This window comes from Phenylobacterium sp., assembly GCF_031425575.1.
Taxonomy (GTDB): Bacteria; Pseudomonadota; Alphaproteobacteria; order Caulobacterales; family Caulobacteraceae; genus Phenylobacterium.
On record NZ_JANPJP010000262.1, the window covers coordinates 1 to 16086 of the forward strand.

Consider the following 16086-nt stretch of genomic DNA (forward strand, 5'->3'; position numbering starts at 1 on the left):
GATGTTGTAGGCCTGGGCGCCGGCATAGCGGTTGGCCATGGCGAACACCTCCAGCGGACCAACGAGATCGAGGGACTGGGCCCCGTCATAGCCGATCAGAACGACGTTGCGGGGCGCGGGCTGGAGCGAGGTCATGGCGTAATATGCGGCATCAATGACATTTCCGCCAGAAGTTTTGACACCTAAGGTCTGCGCATCGACAACCCTGATGAAGGACAACTTCCATGACGAACCCCTGCTCCAACGACAGCTGCTCCTGCCAGCCCTGCGCCTGCGGTCCCGCCTGCGCCTGCGGTGAAAGCTGCGCCTGCAACGCGCCGGCCCAGGCCAGCGCGCCCGTCTCCACCGAAGACCGCTGAAGCCTGACATGCGCACGCTTGCCCTTGCCGCCGCGGCCACCGCCGCGACCCTCGCCTTCCTGACGCCCGTGGCGCCCTTCGCGGCGACCGGGCCGAGCGCGGCGCTTGTCCAGCCTGACGGCCTGGCCCTTCCCGCGCCCAAGGCGGGTCGGGCCAGGCCGCTGGTGGTGGTCCTGGCCGACAACGCCGGCGCCGAGACCACCGACTTCGCCATTCCCTACGGCGTCCTGAAGGAGTCAGGTGTCGCCGAGGTGCGCAGCGTCGCCACCGCGGCCGGTCCCATCAAGCTGATGCCCAGCCTGAAGATCCTGGCCGACCAGACCACGCACGAGTTCGACCGCGCGGAGCCCGCGGGCGCCGACATCATCGTCGTGCCGGCCCAGATGAAGCCCAAGAGTCCCGAACTGGCGAACTGGCTGCGGGCTCAAGCCGCCAAAGGGGCGGTCATCGTCTCCATCTGCGAGGGCGCCCGGGTGCTGGCCCATGCCGGCCTGCTGGAAGGCCGCCGGGCCACCACCCACTGGTCGGCGCTCAAGGGACTGGCCAAGGCCTATCCCGACACCACCTGGATCCGCGACCGCCGCTATGTGCAGGACGGGCCGATCATCTCCACCACGGGGGTCACCGCCTCGCTCCCGGCCAGCCTGGCCTTGGTGGAGGCCATCGCCGGCCGTCCGACCGCCCAAGCCACAGCCGCCCGGATCGGTGTGCGGGACTGGGGACCCGCCCATCGCACCGCCGACTTCCAGCCCACCGTCGCCGACTATCGCCATGGCCTCTGGACCCTGGCGGCCTTCTGGAACCATGAGACGGTGCAGACGCCGATCGCCAACGGGACGGACGAGGTGACCCTGGCCCTGCGCACCGACGCCTGGTCGCGCACCTACCGCACCAAGGTGGTGACCACGCGGCCCGGCCTGGCCACCGTGCTCTCGCACCGGGGCCTGGCCATCCTGCCCGACGCAGAGCCCAGGGCGGGCCGCTATGTCCTGCCGACGCACCCGACACCCGCCGCGGAGATCGATGGAAGCCTCGCGGCCATAGGCAAGCGCTACAGCCCGGCGACGGCGCGCCTGGCGATGCTGGGCCTGGAATACAAGACACCCCGCGCCACGGCGCCCTGAGCTAGAAGGTCGCCATCGCGATCTTGGTGAGCCAGACGGCCAGCAGGGTCAGGAGGGTCCCGGTGAGGAGTCCACGCGCGAAGGAGCCGTGGCGTTCCCACCAGACCCGCCGCGCCCGAAACCGCTGAGCGCGATCAATCCGTCGTTTCTGCATCGCCATGGCGCGTCTCTGCGCCACGAAACCGCCCGCTGCAAGGCCCGATCCCGGCGTTTGCGGCGCCTTGTCGCTCAGTCCTGTGGATGGCGTCCCACCCGACCCACAAAGTCGGAATGGGTTTCGAATTCGCCGAACTCCGCGATCTGGGGCGCCAGGGTTCCCAGATCGGCGATCCAGCGCTCGGCGTCAGCGAAGCGGTCGCGACGGTTGAACCTCAGGGTCCGGGTGATCATGGCCCGGTAGAGCAGCGAGGCGGCCAGGGGATAGCGACCCTCCAGGGCCAGGGCCGCGGCCTCCAGCCCCTCATAGTCGTCGCCATCGATCTCGTCGCTGCGGGCCAAGACCAGGGCGGCGGCCTGACTCACCGCCGGCCAGGCCAGGAGGAAGCGCAGGGCGGCGGGGAAGCTCTTGAAGCTGGCGACGAAGGCCATGGCCTTGTCCTCGGCCACCACGTCGTCGAAGTCGGGCAGGCGCTTGAGGTAGGCCCGCAGGCGGTCGGCCGACAGCCGTTGCTCGAAGGCGGTCCAGCGCACGGCCTGGGCGGCCTGCGCCTGGCCGTCGGCCTCCAGGGCGTCGAGATAGGCGTCCTCCCAGGCCTTCAGGCTGGGGGCGGACGCCACCACACGGGCCTGGGAGCGGGCCACATCGGCGAAGGCCGGCGGAGCCGAGCGCTTCAGGGCCGCCAGGGCCTCGGGCGCACGGCCGGCGGCGGTCAGGCGGCTGGCGATCTGGGCGCCGGTCCAGGGCTGCAGCGCCTCGCTGGCGGTGATGGTGGCGATGAAGCCGTCCACGTCCCCCTGGGCGTCGGCCAGGGTCTGGACGGCGGCCCGCAGAGCGGGCTTGGATCGGGCGCGTCGGGCGATCGCTGCCTCTAGCAGCTGCCGCAGCCTCGCGATCCCCTCGGCGTCGAGGGCCGGCAGGATGATCTCCACCAGCCGCACGAAAATCTCGTCCTCGTCGGTCTCCAGGGCCTGGAAGGCGCGCTCCGCCAGCGCCGTCGTCGACCCCCTGGCCTTGACCGCGATAGGCCCGAGGTCCTCGACCGCCCCGAGGAACACCGCCTCCACCTCGCCCTTTTCGTCCTTGGTCAGGCGCAGCACGCCCTCGGCCATGTCGAGGAAACGCCAGAGAAACTCTAGCGCCAGGGCCGGCTTCTTCTCCCCCATTTTGCCGGTGATCATCGCCCGCTGCAGCGACAGGTCCCGCACGAACTCCTTGTACTTGCGCCAGTGCACCCGCGACCGCCGGGTCTCGATGGCCGTGAGCCGCTTGGCGATCTCGGTGGCCAGGTCCTCAGGCCCGACCTCCCCGGCCAGCTCCATGCGTAGCCGGCGCTTGATGGTGGGCTGGGCCTCGGCCACCTCCATCAGGACCTCCGCCAGACGCTCGGCGCCCAGGTCGGCCAGGTTGGCGGCGGTGACGGTCTTGCGTGAGCCGGGACGCTTCAAGCCAAACTCCGTATGCGGCGCATCCTACTGTAGCGCTAGGCGTTGCACTGAGTCTGATACGCCGACTCGGCGGTCCAAGCTCCCGGAGACGCAATGCCCATAGATCAGGCGCAGGCCGAAGCGATCGTGGCCTCGCGCCCCTGGTGGTACCATCGCTTCGAGATTTTTCCCGGCGTCATCACGCCTGGCGTCTACGACCCCAGCGGCACGCTGGACAAGCTGGACCTGCCACTGGACATGACGGGCATGACCGTCCTGGAGATCGGCCCCGCCGACGGCTATTTCACCAAGATGCTCACCGCGCGCGGCGCCAGCGTCACCGCCGTCGACTACGCCGCCAAGGACTTCTACGGCTTCGCGGCCATGGAGAAGCTGGCGGAGCGGCCATTCCGGTTCATCCGGTCCAATGTCTATGAGTTGGACACCCTGCCCATCGAGCCCTTCGACGTGGTGATCTGCCTCGGCGTGCTCTACCATCTGCCCGACATGTGCCGGGCGCTCTGGGCGCTGCGCCAGTACACCAAGGGCAAGCTGATCCTGGAGACCCTCGTCAGCCGCAAGCACGAGGACGAGCCCTTCGCCGAGTACCTGCCCGTCGACACCAGCAACGCCGACTACACCAACTTCTGGGCGCCCAATCCGAAGTGCTGCGAGATGATGCTGGTGGACGCGGGCTTCATCGTGGAGTCGAGCTGGGTCAATGAAAGCCGCGGCATGTTCCACTGCGCGACCCACCCCGAAGAGTGGGCTTCCAAGAAGATGCAGGTGGCCTACGACTTCCTGACCGCCTGAGGCCCCTAGCCGAACTTGGCGGGGTCGGGCCCAATGCGACCGTCGGCGGCGGCGAGCCCCTCGATGGCCGCAAGGTCCGCCGCGTCCAGGGAAAAGCCGAAGACGTCGAGGTTTGACACGATCCGCGCCGGGGTCACCGACTTGGGAATGACCGTGAGGCCAAGGTCCAGGTGCCAGCGGATGATCACCTGGGCCGGGGTCTTCCCGTGCTTGGCCGCGACGCCGGCGATCACCGGATCCTCCAGCAGCTTGCCCTGACCCAGCGGGCTCCAGGAGGTGGTGATGATCCCCGTCTCCGCGTGATAGGCGCGCAACTCGGCTTGCTGGAAACGCGGATGCAGTTCGATCTGATTGGCGGCCGGGGTCATGCCGGTCTCGCCGATGATGCGTTCCAGGTGGGCGATATTGAAGTTGGAGACGCCGATGGACCTGGCCCGTCCCTCCTCCCGCAGGCGCACGAACGCCTTCCAGCTGTCGAGATAGAGGTCCTGGGTCGGGGCCGGCCAGTGGATCAGGTAGAGGTCGACATAGTCCAGGCCCAGCCGCTCCAGGCTCTTGTCGAAGGCCGCCAGGGCGCCGTCATAGCCCTGGTTCTCGTTCCACAGCTTGGTGGTGATGAAGAGCTTGTCGCGGGCGACGCCCGAGCGCCTGACGCCCTCCCCCACTCCGGCCTCGTTGCGGTAGGCCGAAGCCGTGTCGATGGCCAGGTAGCCCGCCTCGATGGCCGTGGCCACGGTGTCGGCGGTGGTGTCTGCCGGACTCTGCCAGACCCCCAGGCCCACTTGGGGCATCAGCCGGCCGTCATTGAGCTTCAGGAAGGTCTGGGCGGTCATGGGAAACTCCGGCGGCGAGAGGTGGCCGCCCGACATAGGCCGCGCGGGCGCCGGGTCAATCCACCGCCACCGTATAGTTCAGCGCCAGCCGTCCGCCGTCCGGATAGAGGGTCTGGCCCGTCATGTAGGAGGCGTCCTCGCTGGCCAGGAACACCGCGACCATGCCGACTTCCGACGGCTCGCCGAACCGCTTCATGGGCGTGCGCGCCAGCACCCGGCGGCGCGCGTCGTCATTCTCCATCACGCCTTTGAGGATGTCGGTGGAGATGGTGCCCGGGCCGATCGCGTTGACCCGGACGCCGTGCGGCGCCAGGGCGAGCGCCATGGACTTGGTAAGCTGAGAGATCCCGCCCTTGGAGGTCACATAGGCGAGCTGGTTGGGAATCGCGACGACGGCGTTGACCGAGGACATGTTGATGATCGAGCCCTTGATCTTCGCGTCCACCATGTGCCGGGCCACGGTCTGGCCGATCACGAAGGGCGCGCGCAGGTTCACCGCCATCACCCGGTCGAAGTCCGCCAGCTCGCAGTCCAGGATGTCGCCAGCCGCCAGGATGCCGGCGTTGTTCACCAGGATGTCGATGCGGCTGAGCAGGGCCGCCGACCGGATCACCGCCTTCTGGGCCAGGGCGGCGTCGGATACGTCGCAGGGCACGGCGTGGACCGTCCGGCCCCAGCGCCTTGCCAGGTCCCTGGCGGCGGCGGCCAGGCGCGTCTCGTCGATGTCGATCAGCGCCAGATCGCAGCCCTCGGCGGCGAAGGCCTCGGCGCAGGCCAGGCCGATCCCACCCGCCGCGCCGGTGATCAGGGCCGTTCGACCCGCGAGCCGCGCTCCCATCACCAGGCGCCGACGTTGGGCATGGAGGCCCAGGGCTCAGCCGGCGCCTTGGCCGGTCCCGCCTGCAACAGCTCCACCGAGATGCCGTCGGGCGAGCGGACAAAGGCCATGTGGCCGTCGCGCGGAGGCCGGTTAATGGTCACGCCGCCTGCCTGCAGCCGGGCGCAGGTCTCGTAGATGTCATCGACGGCATAGGCCAGGTGGCCGAAATTGCGGCCGCCCTGATAATCCTCCGGGTCCCAGTTGTAGGTCAGCTCGACGGTGGGCGCGCGCGCGCTCCTGGCCGCCTCCTCGTCCCCCGGCGCGCACAGGAAAACCAGGGTGAACCGGCCCCCCTTGTTCTCCACGCGGCTGACTTCCTTCAGGCCCAGATGATCGCAGTAGAAGGCCAGCGACGCATCGAGGTCGGCGACGCGGACCATGGTGTGGAGGTACTTCATCGGACGGTTCTCTCTGACTTCAATCTAGGGTAGGCGCTGGGCGCAGTCTGTCCCAAAGGGGCACGGTCGTGCCGCGATCCTGCGTCTTGGCGGGCACAATATGCGGCCATACAACATCCTGTCCGCGATTTCATTTGCGCTGGCAGAACGGTGGCATCAAAAGCCGCTGCAACCTATCTACGTAGGACTGGGGTGAGCGACCGATTCATATGCGGTCGCCAAACGACTGCTGCGCTCGGGGAAACGGCTGTATGCGCGTTAAATCTTCTTACCTGTTTGCGGCCGGAATCGGGCTCCTTGTCGCGCTCTACTTCATCATCGGCACGATCTTCGGCGGCAGCGGCAAGAAGGCCAGCGCCGAGGCCAAGACCGTGGCCGCCCAGGCCCTGCCTTCCGTCCAGGTTGTCCTCGCTCCTGAGAGTCAGCACGGCTACGAAGTGGTCATCCGTGGCCGCACGGAGTCCGCGCGCACCGTGGTGGTGAAGTCGGAGTCGGCCGGAACCGTGGCCTCCACCCCCGCCACCGAGGGCAGCTTCGTCGCCAAGGGCGCGGTCCTCTGCCGCCTGAACATCGACGCCCGCCAGGCCAGCCTCGACCAGGCCCGCGCCAATCTGCGCTCTCGCCAGCTCAGCCAGCAGGCCTCAGTGGAGCTGGCCAAGAAGGGCTTCCGTTCCCAGACCCAGGTCCTGCAGGACCAGGCCAACCTCGACAACGCCGCGGCCCTGGTGCGCCAGGCCGAGATCAGCGTCCAGCAGATGAACATCCGCGCGCCCTTCTCCGGCGTGTTCGACAAGCGCGACGCCGAGATCGGCGCCTACCTCTCTCCGGGCCAGCCCTGCGGGACCATGATCGAACTGAACCCGCTGCTGGTCGTCGGCGACCTGCCTGAAAGCGAAGCCGGCAGGCTGCGCGTCGGCGCGCCGGCCACCGCCGTCCTGCTGTCGGGTGAGCGCCTGAACGGCCGTGTCCGCTATCTGTCGCGCGACGCCGATCCGCAGACCCGCACCTATCGCGTCGAGGTGGCCGCGGCGAACCCGTCCATGAGCGTCCGCTCTGGCCTCTCGGCCACCGTCAAGATCTCCGCGGGCTCCGGCCCGGCCCACCAGGTGCCGGTCTCGTCCCTGGTGCTGGACTCGGCCGGCCGCCAGGGGGTCCGTTATGTGCTGCCCACCAACCAGGTGGCGTTCGCCCCGGTCACGGTGATCGAGGAGAACGCCGCCGGCGTCTGGGTGGCGGGCCTCACGGGACCCGTGCGCGTCATCACCGTCGGCCAGTCCTACGTGGCCGAAGGTCAGAAGGTTCGGGTCGCCGCGGCGCGCTAAGCGCCGGCGCCCCTGGAGACAGAGACGATGATCGGACCCTTGATCGACGGCGCGATTAAACGGCGCAAGGTCGTGCTGGGCGTCACCCTGATCGCCAGCATCTTCGGATTCATGGCCTATATCGGCATGCCCCGGGAATCCAATCCCGACATCACCATCCCCTTCGTGTCGGTGGTGGTGCCCTATCCGGGGGTCAGTCCGGAAGACGCCGAACGGCTCCTGGTCAAGCCTATGGAGACCGAGCTCCAGAGCATCGAGGGCATCAAGCAGATGAACGCCGTCGCCCGTCAGGGCATGGCGATCGTCAACCTGGAGTTCGAGGCCGACTTCAACAAGGACAAGGTCCTGGAGGACGTCCGGGCCAAGGTCGACCTGGCGCGCGGCAGATTCCCGCCGGACGCCGAGGAACCGATCATCGAGGAAGCCAACTTCTCCGGCGACCCCGTCATCGGCATCGTGCTCTCCGGCGCCGCCCCCGAGCGCGAGCTGGTGCGCATCGCCCGCGACCTGCAGGACCGTTTGGAGAGTTCGCCCGGGGTGCTGGAGGCCAGCCTCACCGGCGGCCGCGAGGAGTTCCTCGAGGTCACCATCGACCCCATGCGGATGGAGGCCTACAACGTCACCACCGGCGAGATCTCCCAGGTCATCGCCCGCAACAACCAGCTGGTGCCCGCTGGCGACCTGCGCTCGGGTGCGGGCAAGTTCGCGGTCAAGGTGCCGGGCGTGGTGGAGAAGCCCGCCGACATCCTGTCCCTGCCGATCAAGAAGAACGGTGACCGGCTGATCACCATCGGCGACATCGGCGATGTCCGCCGCACCTTTAAGGAAGCCGCCTTCATCAGCCGCTTCAACGGCCAGCCGGCCTATTCCCTCGATGTCTCCAAGCGCTCGGGCGCCAACGTCCTGGAAACGGTGAAGAATGTCCGGGCCGTGGTGGCCGAGGAACAGAAGCGTTGGCCCGAGACCGTCAAGGTCGCCTACATCTTCGACGAGAGCGACTTCATCGGCCGCACCCTGGTGGTGCTGGAGAGCGGCCTGATGTCGGCCACCCTGCTGGTGATGATGATCATCGTGGCCAGCCTGGGCATCCGTCAAGGCCTGATGGTGGGCCTGGCGATTCCCGCCTGTTTCATGATCGCCTTCCTGATGCTCAACGCCCTGAACATCACCCTCAACCAGATGGTGATGTTCGGCCTCGTGCTGGCGGTCGGGATCCTGGTGGACGGCGGCATCGTGGTGGTGGAATACGCCGACCGGAAGATGGCCGAGGGCATGGCCAAGGGCGAGGCCTTCGCCGCCGCCGGCGCGCGGATGTTCTGGCCGGTGCTGAACGGCACCCTAACCACGCTATGCGCCTTCCTGCCGTTCATGTTCTGGAACTCGATCCCCGGCAAGTTCATGAGCTTCCTGCCGCTGACCCTGTTCTTCGTCCTGGGCGCCTCGATCTTCGTGGCCCTCATCTTCACCCCGGCTCTGGGGTCCATCGTGGCCCGCAAGGCCGCCGTGGACGCCGAGCACCTGGCCGAGATCGAGAAGTCCGAGCGCGGTGACCCACGCGAGATGACCGGCTTCATGGGCTGGTACGCCCGCAACATCAGCTATCTGGGTCAACACCCCTTCCGGGTCATGGCCGCGACCCTGGCGATCATCGTCGGCATCTTCATGTGGTTCGCCAACACCCCGCACCGCACCGAGTTCTTCCTCGACCAGGACCCGGAGTTCGTGAACGTCTTCGTCAAGGCCCGGGGCAACATGTCGCCTGAGGCCCAGGACGTCCTGGTGGCCCAGGTCGAGCGCCGCCTCACCGGGGTCAAGGGCGTGAACTCGGTCTATGTCCGCACCGGCGCCACCGGCGGCGGCGGGCCCAACGGCCCGCCCAACGACACGATTGGCCGCATCTCCCTGGACTTCTCCGAGTACGAGGAGCGCAAGGAACTTGGCCTGCGCGGCAAGGACATCGCCAACGAAATCCGCAAACGCGTCGCCGACATTCCCGGCATGCAGACCGAGGTCAGGGAGCCCCAGGGCGGCCCGCCCACCGGCAAGGACATCCAGGTCGAACTGCGCGGCAACAACCCTGTCGAGCTGAACAAGACCGCCGACATGATCAAGGCCAGGCTCGCCACCGACCGCCAGCTCATCGAGCTGGAGGACAACCGCACCTCGCCCGGCATCGAGTGGAACCTCACCGTCGACCGCGAGGCCGCCGGCCGCTACGGCGTCGATGTGCTCAGCGTCGGCCAGGCGATCCAGTACACCACCGGCGGCGTGCTGGTGGGCCGCTTCCGCCCCGACGACGCCGAGGACGAGCTGGACATCCGGGTGCGCTTCGCCCCCGAGGGCCGCAACGTGGCGGCCTTCGAGAACATGAAGATTCCCACGGCCCAGGGCCCTGTGCCCGCCAGCTATTTCGTCAAGCGGGTGCCGGCCCAGCAGGTCATCAACATCCAGCGGCGCGACAGCCAGCGGCTGGTGCTGATCCAGGCCAACACGCCGGAGGGTGTCGCCGCGAACCAGAAGATCGAGGAGCTCAAGACCTGGCTGGAGAAGGCTCCCATCGATTCATCCGTCCGCTGGAAATTCACCGGCGCCGACGAGGAGGGCCAGAAGGCCGCGGTCTTCTTCATGACCGCCATGGCCGCCTCGCTCTTCATGATGGGCATCATCCTGCTCTGGCAGTTCAACAGCTTCTACGGCGTGCTGGTGACCCTGTCGGCGGTCGCACTTTCGACGGTGGGGGTGCTGCTGGGGGTGCAGGTTAACCTGCTGCACACCTTCGATTACATCTCGGTGATCATGCTCGGCACCGGGGTCGTCGCCCTGGCCGGGGTCGTGGTGGGCCACAACATCGTGCTGGTGGACACCTACTACCAGCTTCGCCGGTCGGGCTATGAGGCCGACGACGCCGCGGTGCGGGCCGCCACCCAGCGGTTCCGTCCGGTGATGCTGACCACCCTGGTCACCGTCGTCGGACTGCTGCCGCTGATGTTCCAGATTCACCCGAACTTCCACAGCGGCCATATCGAGTACAAGGCGCCGGGGTCGGAATGGTGGGTGCAGCTCTCGGGCGCCGTGGTCTGGGGTCTGACCTTCGCGACCCTGCTGACCCTGATCCTGACGCCCGTCCTGCTGGCCGCGCCGAAGATCATGGCACAACGTTTCCGCTGGGCCTGGGACGCCACCCTCGGGCCCCGCCTCGGCCGGAAGCCGCCGCGCGACCGCCAGATGGTGTTCGGCGACGACGGCGACGTGCCCAAGGCCGCGGAGTAGCAGCCACCGTCATCCTGGACGGCCGTTAGGCCGATCCGGGACCCAGGAGCCCAGCGCACCGCCCCTGGGTCCCGGCTCTCCGCTTCGCTGCGGCCGGGATGACGATCAGCGCGCCAGATGCGCCTTGGTCAGATCCTGAAAGGTCTCCATCGGAGGAAACGCCTCGAAGCTGTGCTCCGCCGGAGTCGGGGCCCAGGGCAGGCTCGGTTGGGTCATCGGATTGTCTCCCTCAAGGTTCAAACAGACTGTCGTCGGCGGGCTTGCGCTTGGCCGCCTTGCGGGGCCGCACGAACATCACCCCCGGATAGCCCTTCAGCGGCGCCATCGCCTCCCCACGCCAGGTCCAGTCGGCCATCTGCGCCACCCCGCCGTGATAGCGCGGCTCACGGCCCGTGCGCTCGGCGAACAGGGCGCGGGGGATGTTGACCATCTTGGGCGAGCGGGCGCGCTCGTAGAACAGCGGCGTCCCGCAGCGGGCGCAGAAGCTGCGCGCGGTCTTGAGCTCCGGGTCCTCGTAGCGGCTGATGTGGTGCTCGCCCTCCAGGATGCGGAAGCGGCTGCGCCAGCTCCCCACATAGGTGGCGTAGGCCGCCCCCTGGGCATGGCGGCTGGCGGGCGAATGGTCATGCCAGGCCCAGACCGCCGGCACGTCGATCTCCAGGCTCACGGCCCCGCAAACGCAGCGGCCCACCGACTGCACGGCGGAGACCTTGGGCTTGGGAGTCTTGGGGGCGCTAGCGGGTTTGCGCATGCTGGCCATCGGCCATCTCGCAGGGCTGGATCGTCGCCCTGTACGACACACCTAAGGGCTGCTTGTGGCGATAGACCCGTATGCGGTCACCGACCTGACATCCGTTGGCCCGTGAAAGGCCCACGGTGACCTGGCGTCCATCGACCTCGAGATGAGCCACAGGGCGGCTGCCTGTCTCCGACTCCCTCATACCGATCCCGGTGACGGTTCCATAGACGACAACACCCGGCCCCGCCCGCAGCTGGAACGCGAACAGCGCCAAGACCCCGACGACGAACAGCACGCCGACAGCGACCACGATTGCGCCTTGGTGCTGTCTGCGCCAGGCTCCGAAGGGCGACAGCGGCCTGTGCTCCGCCATCTAGTGCTCCCGCGTCTGCCGCCGCCAGAGCGCCGCATACTCCCCTGCCTTCTCGAGCAGCTCCGCGTGGGTGCCGCGCTCCACGATCTTGCCCCGCCGCAGCACCACGATCTGGTCGGCGTCGACGATGGTCGAGAGGCGGTGGGCCACCACCAGGGTGGTGCGTCCGGCCCGCACCTTGCGCAGCGTCGCCTGGATCGCCTCCTCGGTGCGGCCGTCGAGCGCGCTGGTGGCCTCGTCGAGGATCAGCACCCGGGGATTGGCCAGAAGGGCGCGCGCGATCCCCACCCGCTGGCGTTCGCCGCCGGATAGCTTCAGGCCGCGCTCGCCCACCATGGTGGACATGCCGCCCGGCAGGCCGTCGATGAAGGCGCCCAGCTCGGCGTCCTCGGCCGCCTTGCGCACCTCCTCCGGGGTCGCGTCCGGGCGGGCGAAGCCGATATTGGCGTAGACGGTGTCATTGAACAGGGCGACGTCCTGCGGCACCAGGGCCACCGAGCGGCGCAGCGAGGCCTGCTTGACTTGGCGCAGGTCCATGCCGTCGATGGTGACGCGGCCACCTTGCGGATCGATCAGCCGCAGGGCCAGGCGCACCGCGGTGGTCTTGCCGGCGCCCGAGGGGCCGACGATGGCCGTGGTGGTTCCGGGCGGCGCATGGAAGCTCACCTCACGCAGTCCCGTGGAGCGGGCGTCATGCTGGAAGGTCACCCCCTCGAAGGCCACATCGGCCCCGTGCACCGCCGACGGCGGCAGGTCCTGGGCGTCCGGCGCGTCGACGATGTCGGGCTTCAGGGCGGCGAGGCTGACCATCTGCTCCATGTCGATGAAGGCCTGACGGATCTCGCGGTAGTTGAAGCCCAGCATGTTCAGGGGCTGGTAGATGCCGGTCAGCAGCAGGATGGCGACGGTGACGTCGCCAATCCGCATCCGCCCCTGCATCACCTCCACCCCGGCCAGAACGGTCATCAAAGCCAGGCCGATGGTCAGGATCACCGCCTGCACGCCGTTCAGCAGCGACAGCGAGGTGTTGGCCTTCACCGAGGCCACGACATAGGCGCCCATGGCGGCGTCGTACTTGGTGACCGTGCGGGTCTCCGAGCCGAAGGTCTTGACCGTCTCGTAGTTCATCATGGCGTCCACCGAGAGGCCCGCCGAGCGGCTGTCGGCCTCGTTCAGCTCGCGCCGGTGGCTGAGCCGCCAGTCGGTGATCTTGAAGGTCACCACCGTGTAGATGACGATGGTCACGAAGGTGGTGGCCGCGAATCGCCAGTCCAGCCGCAGCACCATGACCACGAGCGCCATCACCAGCTCGACGGCCGTGGGACCCAGGTTGAACACCACGCTGCGGATCAGGAAGTCGGTTGAGCGCGCACCGCGGTCGATGATGCGGGCCAGCATCCCGGTCTGCTTGGACTGGTGGAAATCGAGCGACAGGGCGAGCGCATGGGCGAAGGTCTCCACTGCCGCCTTGGCCATGGTGGACTGGGAGACCGTGGTGAAGATGGCGTCACGCACATAGGGGGCGCAGGACGAGATCAACCTCAGGCCCGCAAACCCCAGGGCCAGGGTCACGAAGTCGGCCCCCACCGCCACTGCCGACCCGGCCGCGGGCGACAGGGTGTTAATGGCGTCCCCCAGCATCACCGGCGCCGTCACACCGGCCAGCTTGCCGACGAACACCATGACCAGGGAGACCGGCAGCCGCCAGGCCAGGCCCTCAGCGCCCGACCGCATCACCAGCCGCCACAGGTCGGCCATCGACGCCCAGAAGCTGAACGTCACCGTCGGCGGCGACACGGCCCCGGGGGTTGCGAACCGCCGGTCACCGCCGGCGTGCATGAATGTCACCTTGAAGGAACTCCGACGGCCCTATCGGCCTGGTTGATGATCACGGTGGACTGTACGCCGCCGCCCGGCGTCATCCAGTCCACCCGCAGGCCGGCCGGCGTGCGGCTGCTGCGGAAGGGCCCGTCGGTCAGGGAGGCCGCGGGCGAGGTGTCGACGGTCACGGAGGCTTCGGCGCCGTCGTTGTAGATCTTGATGGTGTGCGTCCCGGGCGTCAGGGGCTGGGTCAGGGAGATGGCGAAGGCGCCGGTGACGTTCGACCGTCCGTCGGCGCTCTGGCGGCCGTCGGCGCGCACGGTGATGGCCGTCCCCGCCGGCGCGACTCCTGAGACCATGGCCGCCCCCTCGCGGTCGAAATCGAAGGCGGTGATGGCGGGCGCCGCCACCGCGCCGATCCGGATGGCGCCGGCGCCGGCGCGCAGCTGGTAGCCCTGCCCCTCCGGCGTCAGCAGCAGGTAGCCCTCCGATTGCACCGTGCGCTTGCCCTGGATCGTCGACAGGCCAAACAGCCGTGGCGTCGCGGCCGGCGCCATGGTCAGGCGCCAGATCCCCTTGTTGTCGGCCGAGGCCGAGAGGCTGGCGCCGTCGGGACTGGCCAGCCGCACCGGCGCGCCGGCCGGGGCCGAGCCGGTCAGGGTCACGCCCGCCGCCGTGGTCTCGATGCGGCTGACCATGGGGGCCGAGATATAGCCGGCCTCGGCCGCGGGCTCTTTCTTGGCCACCAGGGGCACGCGCGGCGCCTCGGCCCCGCAGGCGCTCAGCAGCCCCGCTGCGGCGATAGGAATCAGGACGCGGAACACGGCTTGCTTGAAACTCCTTAACCCAGACCCTAGCTAATCCAATCCGCGCGCCGAAAACTGTCAGCAGCGCGCACCTGAGTCCTTTTCCGGAGCTTACCGCCCATGGGGCAAGACCTCGCCCCCCTTTCGAGCGCCTGCGTGTTCTGCGGCTCGTCCGACGCCGCCGATCCCCAGCTGCTGGCCGACGCCGCTCAGCTCGGGCGGGAGCTGGCGGCCGCGAAGCTGAAGCTGATCTACGGCGGCGGCGGCGTCGGCCTGATGGGCGCCTGCGCCATCGCGGCTCACGAGGCCGGCGGCGATGTCTTGGGGATCATCCCCCACTTCCTGAAGGTCCGCGAGCGCCGCCTCGACGTGGTGGAGACCATCGTCGTGTCCTCCATGCACGAGCGCAAGCAGATCATGTTCGACCGCTCCGACAGCTTCATCGTCCTGCCCGGCGGCATCGGCACCCTGGAAGAGATCGTCGAGCTGCTGTCGTGGCGCAGGCTCGACCTGCACGCCAAGCCGGTGGTCTTCTACAGCCCCGGCGGCTTCTGGGAACCGCTCTACGCGCTGTTCAAACACACGGTGGACGCCCGGCTGACTCCGCCGGAGTTCATGGACAGCTGGATCTCCGTCGACCGCGTCGAGGACATCATCCCGGCGCTGAGCGGCCTGCAGCCGGCCGAGCCGATACCGGAGAGCGTCGTCCTGCGGATGACCTGAGCACGCAACTAGCCATTCCCCCGCGGAGTTGGCTAATCTCCAACGACCGATCAATGGGAGCGCCCATGTTCACCAAGCGCAACGCGCCCTCGGCCCGCGACAGCGGCTTTGATGTCCTGCAGCACGAGATGGCCGGCGAGGCCGCCGCAGCCCTCGGCCGCATGGACAACAAGATGATCAAGGCGCTCGAGGCCCTGCGCGCCTGGGACGCCGGCGAGGACCGCACCGAGCCCCGCGACGCCGTCGTGAAGGCCGCCGCCAGGGCCGTCTGGATGTTCTTTGTTCAGCGCGAGTCGCTGGGCCTGCGCGACCAGCGCCCGGTCATCGCCCACCACCAGATCCCCCGCGAAGTGCTGACGCGGCTGGGGGCGAGCTAGGCGAGATTCTTGCTCATATGGACCACGAAGCCGTCGCCGATCGGCGCCTCGCGGTCGATCCGGTAGCCCACCCGCAGGTACAGCGCGATGTTGTCCTCGAACCGCTTATTGGTGTCGAGCCGGATGCGTCCATGACCAAGGTTCGTCGCCAGGGTCTCCGCGTTGACGAGTAGCCGCCTGCCCAGCCCCTGCCCCTGATGATCTGGGGACACCGCAACGTTGTCGATCAGTAGCTGATCGCCCTCATCGACCGTCTCAATCAGCCCCGCCAAGTCGCCGCCCATATACAGAAGGTCGAACCGATGCGCGCGCACGGCGGCCTCATAGTCGACCCCCATCGGCTTGGGTTCACGCCCTATCAGCGGAACCCACTTGGCGTAGGCCGCCCGAGTCAGGTTGCGAATCGCGGCGGCGTCAGCCGGGATGGCGGTGCGCAGTGTGATCTCGCTCATCTCAATAGGACCTCTGCTTCAAACCCCAGCGGCCGTCCTGCAGTGTGACGATCCACAGGTTCCGGTGGCGGCTGATCTCGCTCCCGTCGGCCCGGTCGCGGGAATATTCCACCAGCAGATGGACCTTGGTCGCGCCGGCCAGCACCACCTGCTTGCCGTGATAGGTGCTCCGCGCCCAGCCCTCCGCCGCCAGCCCCTCGAAGTAACCCGCC

General features: G+C 68.3%; 18 protein-coding genes. 7 read left to right on the forward strand and 11 right to left on the reverse strand.

The window, feature by feature from the left end:
• The first annotated feature begins 224 nt into the window (after window positions 1-224).
• Entirely contained in the window at window positions 225-359 is a 135-nt protein-coding gene (locus RMO97_RS15190; protein WP_310541885.1) for a hypothetical protein, read from the forward strand.
• 8 nt (window positions 360-367) lie between these two features.
• Window positions 368-1483 (forward strand): DJ-1/PfpI family protein, encoded by a 1116-nt coding sequence (locus tag RMO97_RS15195; protein ID WP_310541886.1) that lies wholly within the window; start codon window positions 368-370, stop codon window positions 1481-1483.
• Window position 1484: 1 nt separating this feature from the next.
• Here the strand turns inward: RMO97_RS15195 and RMO97_RS15200 are convergent, their stop codons facing one another.
• Entirely contained in the window at window positions 1485-1643 is a 159-nt protein-coding gene (locus RMO97_RS15200; protein WP_304776541.1) for a hypothetical protein, read from the reverse strand.
• A 68-nt stretch (window positions 1644-1711) separates the two neighbouring features.
• Window positions 1712-3088, reverse strand: coding sequence for a DUF6880 family protein (locus tag RMO97_RS15205; RefSeq protein WP_310541887.1), 1377 nt, complete (start codon window positions 3086-3088; stop codon window positions 1712-1714).
• 93 nt (window positions 3089-3181) lie between these two features.
• On the opposite strand from RMO97_RS15205, the gene RMO97_RS15210 reads away from it, so the two are divergent.
• A complete protein-coding gene (locus RMO97_RS15210; RefSeq protein ID WP_310541888.1) occupies window positions 3182-3880 on the forward strand; it encodes a DUF1698 domain-containing protein in 699 nt (232 codons plus the stop codon).
• Between the two features lie 5 nt (window positions 3881-3885).
• Here the strand turns inward: RMO97_RS15210 and RMO97_RS15215 are convergent, their stop codons facing one another.
• Genes RMO97_RS15215 through RMO97_RS15225 form a run of 3 tightly spaced genes read right to left on the reverse strand, consistent with a single transcriptional unit; the run spans window position 3886 to window position 5991 of the window.
• Window positions 3886-4713: an aldo/keto reductase gene (locus RMO97_RS15215; RefSeq protein WP_310541889.1), complete on the reverse strand. Its 828-nt coding sequence runs from the start codon at window positions 4711-4713 to the stop codon at window positions 3886-3888.
• A 55-nt stretch (window positions 4714-4768) separates the two neighbouring features.
• Window positions 4769-5551 carry an SDR family oxidoreductase gene (locus tag RMO97_RS15220; protein WP_310541890.1) on the reverse strand — a complete coding sequence of 261 codons (783 nt, stop codon included), beginning with the start codon at window positions 5549-5551 and terminating at the stop codon, window positions 4769-4771.
• The gene (locus tag RMO97_RS15225; protein ID WP_310541891.1) at window positions 5551-5991 is read right to left on the reverse strand and encodes a VOC family protein; all 441 of its coding nucleotides are present in this window, start codon (window positions 5989-5991) and stop codon (window positions 5551-5553) included. Before RMO97_RS15225 ends, RMO97_RS15220 begins: the two co-directional genes overlap by 1 nt.
• 251 nt (window positions 5992-6242) lie before the next feature.
• Between RMO97_RS15225 and RMO97_RS15230 the strand changes: the two genes are divergently transcribed.
• Window positions 6243-7313 carry an efflux RND transporter periplasmic adaptor subunit gene (locus tag RMO97_RS15230; RefSeq protein ID WP_310541892.1) on the forward strand — a complete coding sequence of 357 codons (1071 nt, stop codon included), beginning with the start codon at window positions 6243-6245 and terminating at the stop codon, window positions 7311-7313.
• Window positions 7314-7340: 27 nt separating this feature from the next.
• Complete coding sequence (locus tag RMO97_RS15235) at window positions 7341-10583, forward strand: efflux RND transporter permease subunit (RefSeq protein WP_310541893.1); 3243 nt, start codon at window positions 7341-7343, stop codon at window positions 10581-10583.
• A gap of 229 nt (window positions 10584-10812) precedes the next feature.
• Here the strand turns inward: RMO97_RS15235 and RMO97_RS15240 are convergent, their stop codons facing one another.
• Genes RMO97_RS15240 through RMO97_RS15255 form a run of 4 tightly spaced genes read right to left on the reverse strand, consistent with a single transcriptional unit; the run spans window position 10813 to window position 14340 of the window.
• Complete coding sequence (locus RMO97_RS15240; RefSeq protein ID WP_310541894.1) at window positions 10813-11334, reverse strand: GFA family protein; 522 nt, start codon at window positions 11332-11334, stop codon at window positions 10813-10815.
• A complete protein-coding gene (locus RMO97_RS15245) occupies window positions 11318-11695 on the reverse strand; it encodes a hypothetical protein (RefSeq protein WP_310541895.1) in 378 nt (125 codons plus the stop codon). Before RMO97_RS15245 ends, RMO97_RS15240 begins: the two co-directional genes overlap by 17 nt.
• On the reverse strand, window positions 11696-13534 hold the full coding sequence (locus RMO97_RS15250; RefSeq protein ID WP_409035320.1) for an ABCB family ABC transporter ATP-binding protein/permease: 1839 nt from the start codon (window positions 13532-13534) through the stop codon (window positions 11696-11698). It lies immediately after the preceding gene.
• Window positions 13535-13539: 5 nt separating this feature from the next.
• The gene (locus tag RMO97_RS15255; RefSeq protein ID WP_310541896.1) at window positions 13540-14340 is read right to left on the reverse strand and encodes a hypothetical protein; all 801 of its coding nucleotides are present in this window, start codon (window positions 14338-14340) and stop codon (window positions 13540-13542) included.
• A 102-nt stretch (window positions 14341-14442) separates the two neighbouring features.
• Here RMO97_RS15255 and RMO97_RS15260 point away from each other — a divergent pair, with 102 nt between their 5' ends.
• Window positions 14443-15045 (forward strand): TIGR00730 family Rossman fold protein, encoded by a 603-nt coding sequence (locus tag RMO97_RS15260; protein ID WP_310541897.1) that lies wholly within the window; start codon window positions 14443-14445, stop codon window positions 15043-15045.
• Between the two features lie 65 nt (window positions 15046-15110).
• Window positions 15111-15422: a DUF6665 family protein gene (locus tag RMO97_RS15265; protein ID WP_310541898.1), complete on the forward strand. Its 312-nt coding sequence runs from the start codon at window positions 15111-15113 to the stop codon at window positions 15420-15422.
• Here the strand turns inward: RMO97_RS15265 and RMO97_RS15270 are convergent.
• Window positions 15419-15874, reverse strand: coding sequence for a GNAT family N-acetyltransferase (locus RMO97_RS15270; RefSeq protein WP_310541899.1), 456 nt, complete (start codon window positions 15872-15874; stop codon window positions 15419-15421). The genes RMO97_RS15265 and RMO97_RS15270 overlap by 4 nt on opposite strands.
• 1 nt (window position 15875) lies before the next feature.
• On the reverse strand, window positions 15876-16086 hold a 211-nt coding region (locus RMO97_RS15275; RefSeq protein ID WP_310541900.1), incomplete at its 5' end, for a hypothetical protein.

Bases quoted from the DNA above. Each gene is read 5' to 3' on its own strand.
- RMO97_RS15195 (WP_310541886.1), top strand. From the start codon at position 368: ATGCGCACGCTTGCCCTTGCCGCCGCGGCCACCGCCGCGACCCTCGCC.
- RMO97_RS15240 (WP_310541894.1), bottom strand. From the start codon at position 11,334: ATGCGCAAACCCGCTAGCGCCCCCAAGACTCCCAAGCCCAAGGTCTCC.
- RMO97_RS15190 (WP_310541885.1), top strand. From the start codon at position 225: ATGACGAACCCCTGCTCCAACGACAGCTGCTCCTGCCAGCCCTGCGCC.
- RMO97_RS15225 (WP_310541891.1), bottom strand. From the start codon at position 5,991: ATGAAGTACCTCCACACCATGGTCCGCGTCGCCGACCTCGATGCGTCG.
- RMO97_RS15235 (WP_310541893.1), top strand. From the start codon at position 7,341: ATGATCGGACCCTTGATCGACGGCGCGATTAAACGGCGCAAGGTCGTG.
- RMO97_RS15210 (WP_310541888.1), top strand. From the start codon at position 3,182: ATGCCCATAGATCAGGCGCAGGCCGAAGCGATCGTGGCCTCGCGCCCC.
- RMO97_RS15230 (WP_310541892.1), top strand. From the start codon at position 6,243: ATGCGCGTTAAATCTTCTTACCTGTTTGCGGCCGGAATCGGGCTCCTT.
- RMO97_RS15245 (WP_310541895.1), bottom strand. From the start codon at position 11,695: ATGGCGGAGCACAGGCCGCTGTCGCCCTTCGGAGCCTGGCGCAGACAG.
- RMO97_RS15215 (WP_310541889.1), bottom strand. From the start codon at position 4,713: ATGACCGCCCAGACCTTCCTGAAGCTCAATGACGGCCGGCTGATGCCC.
- RMO97_RS15250 (WP_409035320.1), bottom strand. From the start codon at position 13,534: ATGCACGCCGGCGGTGACCGGCGGTTCGCAACCCCCGGGGCCGTGTCG.
- RMO97_RS15260 (WP_310541897.1), top strand. From the start codon at position 14,443: ATGGGGCAAGACCTCGCCCCCCTTTCGAGCGCCTGCGTGTTCTGCGGC.
- RMO97_RS15220 (WP_310541890.1), bottom strand. From the start codon at position 5,551: ATGGGAGCGCGGCTCGCGGGTCGAACGGCCCTGATCACCGGCGCGGCG.
- RMO97_RS15200 (WP_304776541.1), bottom strand. From the start codon at position 1,643: ATGGCGATGCAGAAACGACGGATTGATCGCGCTCAGCGGTTTCGGGCG.
- RMO97_RS15270 (WP_310541899.1), bottom strand. From the start codon at position 15,874: ATGAGCGAGATCACACTGCGCACCGCCATCCCGGCTGACGCCGCCGCG.
- RMO97_RS15265 (WP_310541898.1), top strand. From the start codon at position 15,111: ATGTTCACCAAGCGCAACGCGCCCTCGGCCCGCGACAGCGGCTTTGAT.